We start from the raw sequence: 5,832 nt of genomic DNA, 5'->3' as shown, positions 1-5,832 counted from the left end.
CCGCTCCGCCCGGCCCGCACGCGGCCCGGCGGGGGGGGGGGCGCCCCCCGCCCCCCCCCCCCCCCCCCCCCCCCCCCCCCCCCCCCCCCCGCGGCTCCGGCCCGCCCGGGCCGAACACCGCGCGGCCGCCCCGGCACGGGGCCGGCCATCCCGAGGTCGCCGCTGATCAGCTGCGACCCCCATCCGAGGACGCAGCCTGGTGACCACTCCTGACTCGCCCGTCCTGATCGTCGGACTCGGCAATCCGGGACCGCGCTACGCGGGCAACCGGCACAACGTCGGTTTCCTCGTCGCCGACGAGCTCGCCGCCCGCGTCGGCGGTGGGTTCAAGGCGCACAAGTCCGGCGCCGACGTCGTCGAAGGCCGGTTGGGCGCCCGCCGCGTCGTGCTGGCGAAGCCCCGGTCGTTCATGAACCTCTCCGGCGGCCCCGTGGCGGGCACGTCGAAGTTCTTCAAGGCCACCCCCGAGACGCTGATCGTGGTGCACGACGAGCTGGACCTGCCGTACGGCACCGTCCGGCTCAAGCGCGGCGGCGGCGAGAACGGGCACAACGGGCTGCGGTCCATCACCAAGTCGCTGGGCACCAAGGACTACCTGCGGGTGCGGTTCGGCGTGGACCGCCCGCCGGGCCGGATGGACCCGGCGGACTACGTGCTCAAGGACTTCTCCGGCGCGGAGCGCAAGGACCTCGGCTACTTCGTGGACCTGTGCGCCGACGCCGTCGAGGCGCTGGCCGCGGACGGTCTGGAAGCCGCGCAGAACCGCTTCCACTGATCAGCCGGCGGCGGGCGGCACGAGTTCCGCGGTGGCGGCGCGCTTGAGCTTGCCGGACGGGGTCTTCGGCAGAGATCCGGGCGGCAGCACCACGACTGCGGCCGGGCGGACGCCGACGGCCCGCACCACGCTGCTGGTGATCTCCTTGCGCAGCGCCTTCTCCGCCGCCCCGTCGCCCGCGGACGCCGATTCGCAGACGACCGCGAACCGCTCCCGGCGGCTCCCCGCGTCGAGCCGGACCGCGGCCGCGTTCCCCGCGCGCACCCCGGCGACCTCGCTCGCGGCGCGCTCCACGTCCACCGGGTAGACGTTCCGCCCGCCCATGATGATCACGTCCTTGCGCCTGCCGCAGATGACGACCTGGCCGTCGACGAGGTAACCGTCGTCCCCGGTGTCCAGCCAGCCCGCCGCGTCCTGCGCGGGCACCGGCCCGTCCGCGGTGCGGTAGCCGGGCGTGACGGCGGCGCCGCGCACCCGCACCCGGCCCACCGCGCGCTCGCCCAGCTCGTTCCCCGCGTCGTCGACGACCTGCACTTCCATCCCGGGCAGCGGCGGCCCGAGCAGCGCGAACGATCGCGTTCCGCCGCCGGTGGCGGGTTCGGCGCGGCCGCGCACCTCCAGCGCTTCGGCGGAGACCACGTCCACCCGCGTCGGCCGGTCGAGCTCGGCGAACGTCACGGCCAGCGTCGCCTCCGCCATCCCGTAGGCGCACACCACCGCCGCGTCGCCCAGCCCGAAGCGGGCACCGGCCGCGGTGAACGAGCGGACCGCCGACACGTCGATCGGTTCGGCGCCGTTGAGCGCGAACCGCAGCCCGGACAGGTCGAACTCGCCGTCCTCGGCGCGGCTCATCCGGCGCGCGGCGATGGCGTAGGCGAAGTTCGGCGCCGCGGTCACGGTGCCGCCGTACTTGCCGATCAGCTTCGGCCACAGCAGCGGGGCGGCGAGGAAGTCGGTCGGTGTCACCTGCACCGCCTCCATCCCGATCGCCATCGGCACGGTGAGGGTGCCGACGAGGCCCATGTCGTGGAACAGCGGCAGCCAGGACACGGCCACGTCCCCCGCCGGGTCCAGGTGGGCGGCCTCGACCATCGCGGCGGTGTTCGCGGCCAGGTTGCCGTGGGTGATCCGCACCGCCTTCGGCTCCGCGGTCGATCCGCTGGTCAGCTGCAGCAGCGCGGTCGCGTCCTCCGCCACCGGCACCGGCTCGGCCAGCGGCTCGGGGTGCGCGACGAGGCCCGCGAGGTCGCGGTACCGGATGCGGTGCGAGTCGAGCAGGTCGGCGAGCGGCTCGAACGGCGGCCCGAGCAGCACCAGCTCGGCGTCGATCACGCCGAGCACCCGCACCGCGTCCTGCGCCCAGCGCGCCAGGTCGGTGCGCGGCGTCGGCTGGTGCAGCATCGTCACGCTGTTCCCGGCGAGCCAGCCGCCTTGCACGGCCGGTGCGATCAGGCCGGGGTCGGCGGCGAGCACGGCGACCGCCGCGCCGGGCCGGACGGTGCCGGTGAGCGCGGCGGCAACGCACCGGGCCTGCTCGTGCACCTCGGCCCAGGTGCGGCGCCGGGGTGCGCGGGGTTCGCCGGTGACCAGCCCGCGCGCGTCCGCCCCGCCGTCGAGCGCCGAGGCCACGATCCCGTCCACGAACCGGCTCATGTGACGCACATTACGACCGTTCCCAGGTGCGGGAAACCGTCGCAGCGACCAATCCACCCCGGCGAAAGGTCCTACCGACCGAACCCGCCCACCTCGACCCACAGCGAGGACCGCCTGCCCGTGAACCTGCTCGGCAGGTCGTATCCGTTGCATGTCAGCGGCGAAGCCGATGAGCTGACGACCACCCGATCAACAGGACCACCCGCGGGTTCTCAGCGGTTCCCTCGCGAGGACAGCTTTCCCCTCGTGGCAGAGCCACTCGGGAAAAAGATCCCGCAGCGAGGGAAACGCTGAGGTTCCGCCACCCCACCCCCTCGCAGCAGGACAACGACCTCAATCCAGCTGATCGGCCAGTTCCAGCCAGCGGGCTTCTACTTCGTCCTTCTCCTGCGACAGCGCCCGCAGCTCGGCGTTGAGCCCCTGCAGCCGCTCGGGTTCGGTGGCGGCCTCGGCGAGCTTGACGTGCAGGTCCTGCTCCTTCTTGCCGAGCTTGTCGAGCTGGCGCTCCAGCTTGGCGAGGTCCTTGCGCGCGGCCCGCTCCTGCGCCCCGGAGAGCTTGTTCTCCTTGGCCTCGGCCGAGTCGACGGCCTGCTTGCCGACGGACTCCTCCGCTTCGAGCAGCGAGCTGCGCCGCCGCAGGTACTCTTCAATGCCGCCGACGAGGTCGCTGAGCTTCCCGTCGCCGAACAGGGCGACGACCCGGTCGCACACCCGCTCCACCAGGTACCGGTCGTGCGAGACGACGACGAGGGTGCCGGGCCAGCCGTCGAGGAGGTCTTCGAGCTGCTGCAGGGTGTCGATGTCCAGGTCGTTCGTCGGTTCGTCGAGCACCAGCACGTTCGGCTCGCCCATCAGCAGCCGCGCGAGCTGGAGCCTGCGGCGCTCCCCGCCGGAGAGGTCGCCGACGGGCGTCCACTGCCGCCCCTTGCCGAACCCGAAGCGCTCCCCCAGCTGGGAGGCGGTGAGCTCGTACTTGCCGAGCTGCACGCGTTCGGCCACGTCCTCGATGGCCTCCAGCACCCGCCAGTCGCCGGGCAGGTCGTGCAGTTCCTGCGTGAGGTGGGCGAGCCGCACGGTGGCGCCGACCTTGCGGGTGCCCGCGTCCGGTTCGCGTTCGCCCGCGATCAGCCGCAGCAGCGTCGTCTTGCCGGAGCCGTTCACGCCGACGACGCCGATCCGGTCGCCGGGGCCGATCCGCCAGGTCACGTCCCGCAGCAGGGTGCGGTCGGCGATCCGCAGGTCGACGTCCTCCAGCTCGACGACGGTCTTGCCGAGCCGCCGCTTCGCGAAGCTGACCAGTTCGACGGTGTCCCGCGGCGGCGGGACGTCGGAGATCAGCGCTTCGGCGGCCTCCACCCGGTAGCGCGGCTTGGAGGTGCGGGCCTTCGCACCGCGCTGCAGCCAGGCGAGTTCCTTGCGGGCCAGGTTCTGCCGCTTCTCCTCGGCCTGCTGGGCGAGCCTGCCGCGCTCGGCGCGGGCGTAGATCCAGTCGGCGTAGCCGCCTTCGTACTGCTCCACCTTGCCCTGGGTGACCTCCCAGGTGCGGTTGCAGACGGTGTCCAGGAACCAGCGGTCGTGCGTGACGATGACGAGGGCGCAGCGGCGGGCCAGCAGGTGATCGGCCAGCCAGCGCACCCCTTCCACGTCGAGGTGGTTCGTCGGCTCGTCCAGCACCAGCAGGTCGAGGTCGCGCACCAGCGCGGCGGCCAGCGCGACCCGGCGGCGCTCCCCGCCGGAGAAGTCGGCGACGGGCGTGTCCAGCCCGAGCCGGGTCATGCCGAGCCCGGTGAGCACCGAGCGGACCCGCGCGTCGGCGGCCCACTCGTGCTCGGCGGTGAACCCGTGCGGGTCGAGCACGGCGTTGCGCACGGTCGACCCGGGCGGGAGTTCGGTGCGCTGGGTGACGACGGCCATCCGCAGGTCGCGGGACTGGCTGACGCGGCCGGAGTCGGGTTCTTCGGCACCGGAGAGCACTTCCAGCAGCGTGGTCTTGCCGCCGCCGTTGAGGCCGACGACCCCGATGCGTTCGCCTTCGTCGACGCCGAGGGACACGCCGTCCAGCAGCGGTCGCACTCCGTAGCTCTTGCTCACCGATTCGAGGTTGATCAGGTTCGCCATCGGGGGTGTGGATCTCCAGAGGAACGTGGGGGGTGGGTCAGGCGTGGACCTGCGGCGGGGTGGGCCGGTCGGCGCGGTCGTCACCGACGATCCGCGCGCCGGGCACCGGTCCCTGCGCGACCCGCACGGTGCGGCACACGCCCGCGCCGGACAGCTCGGCGGCCACCCGGACCGCGGCGTCGTCGTCGGTGCACAGGAACGCGCAGGTCGGGCCGGAGCCGGACACGATCCCGGCGAGCGCGCCCGCTTCCACGCCGGCGCGCAGCGTGCGGCGCAGGTTCGGCCGCAGCGACACCGCCGCGGACTGCAGGTCGTTGCCCAGCAGCAGCGCCAGCTGCCGCGGGTCGCCGGAGGCCAGCGCCTCCAGCAGCGGTTCCACCTCGCCGACGCGGTGCGGGCCGGTGTCGCCGCGCAGCCGGTCCAGCTCTGCGTACACGCCGGGGGTCTCCAGGCCGCGCCGGTCCAGCGCGATCACCCAGTGGAAGGTGTGCCGGGCCAGCACCGGGACCAGCCGCTCGCCGCGACCGGTGCCGAGCGCGGTCCCGCCCAGCAGCGAGAACGGCACGTCGCTGCCGATCTTCGCGGCGAGGTCGGCGAGGTCGTCCCGGCCGATCTCCAGCCGCCACAGCGCGTTCACGGCCAGCAGCGCGGCGGCCGCGTCGGCGCTGCCGCCCGCCATGCCGCCCGCGACGGGGATGCCCTTGCGGATCGTGAGCTGCACGCCCGGTTCCTCCGGGTCGCGGCCGGAGTGCTCGGCGAGCAGCTGCACCGCCCGCCACGCCAGGTTGCTCGGCCCGGTCGGGACCGAGTCGGCGCCTTCGCCGTGCACCTCGATGCCGGGCTCGTCGGCGGTGCGCACCGTCACCTCGTCGGTGAGCGAGAGCGCTTGGAAGACGGTGACCAGCTCGTGGTAGCCGTCCGGGCGGGTATCGCCGACCGACAGGTGCAGGTTCACCTTGGCCGGGACACGCACGGTGATGGGGGTGGGTACCACGGAGAGCACCCCTAGAGCGTACGTGTCCGCGCGACTCGCGTGCCGCCCCAGCACCCGACTTCACAGCGGAACCTCCGCGCACCCGGCCGGAATTCCCGGTCGGGCGATGGCACCGCCACCAGGTGGATCTTCGTCCAGCCCGGCCCGGACGCACCGCGGCCCCCCCCCGGGCCCCCGGGGGGGGCCGGGGGGGGGGGGGGGGGGGGGGGGGGGGGCGCGCGCGGGCGGGGGGGGGGGTGGTGGTGGTGTGCGCGGCCGCCGGCGGGCGCCGCCGCGCGGGCCGCGTGGGCAA

General features: G+C 74.3%; 4 protein-coding genes. 1 reads left to right on the top strand and 3 read right to left on the bottom strand.

Translation table 11 applies throughout. The features are described 5' to 3' along the window. Positions 1 to 199 precede the first annotated feature (199 nt). The gene (pth, locus tag LCD33_RS17850; protein ID WP_224958600.1) at positions 200 to 775 is read left to right on the top strand and encodes an aminoacyl-tRNA hydrolase; all 576 of its coding nucleotides are present in this window, start codon (positions 200 to 202) and stop codon (positions 773 to 775) included. Here pth and LCD33_RS17845 read toward each other — a convergent pair whose 3' ends face one another. The 3 genes from LCD33_RS17845 to LCD33_RS17835 form a co-directional block, all read right to left on the bottom strand. Next, positions 776 to 2,428 carry a fatty acyl-AMP ligase gene (locus LCD33_RS17845; protein WP_224958598.1) on the bottom strand — a complete coding sequence of 551 codons (1,653 nt, stop codon included), beginning with the start codon at positions 2,426 to 2,428 and terminating at the stop codon, positions 776 to 778. Positions 2,429 to 2,761: 333 nt separating this feature from the next. After that, positions 2,762 to 4,546, bottom strand: coding sequence for an ABC-F family ATP-binding cassette domain-containing protein (locus LCD33_RS17840; protein WP_224958597.1), 1,785 nt, complete (start codon positions 4,544 to 4,546; stop codon positions 2,762 to 2,764). A gap of 37 nt (positions 4,547 to 4,583) precedes the next feature. Then, positions 4,584 to 5,540 (bottom strand): 4-(cytidine 5'-diphospho)-2-C-methyl-D-erythritol kinase, encoded by a 957-nt coding sequence (locus LCD33_RS17835; RefSeq protein WP_224958621.1) that lies wholly within the window; start codon positions 5,538 to 5,540, stop codon positions 4,584 to 4,586. Between the last annotated feature and the right edge of the window lie 292 nt (positions 5,541 to 5,832).

The organism is Saccharopolyspora sp. 7B (assembly GCF_020177435.1).
Lineage (GTDB): Bacteria > Actinomycetota > Actinomycetes > Mycobacteriales > Pseudonocardiaceae > Saccharopolyspora_C > Saccharopolyspora_C gregorii.
Note: the sequence above shows the minus strand (reverse complement) of the source record. Positions and strands in the feature narration are given on the sequence as shown.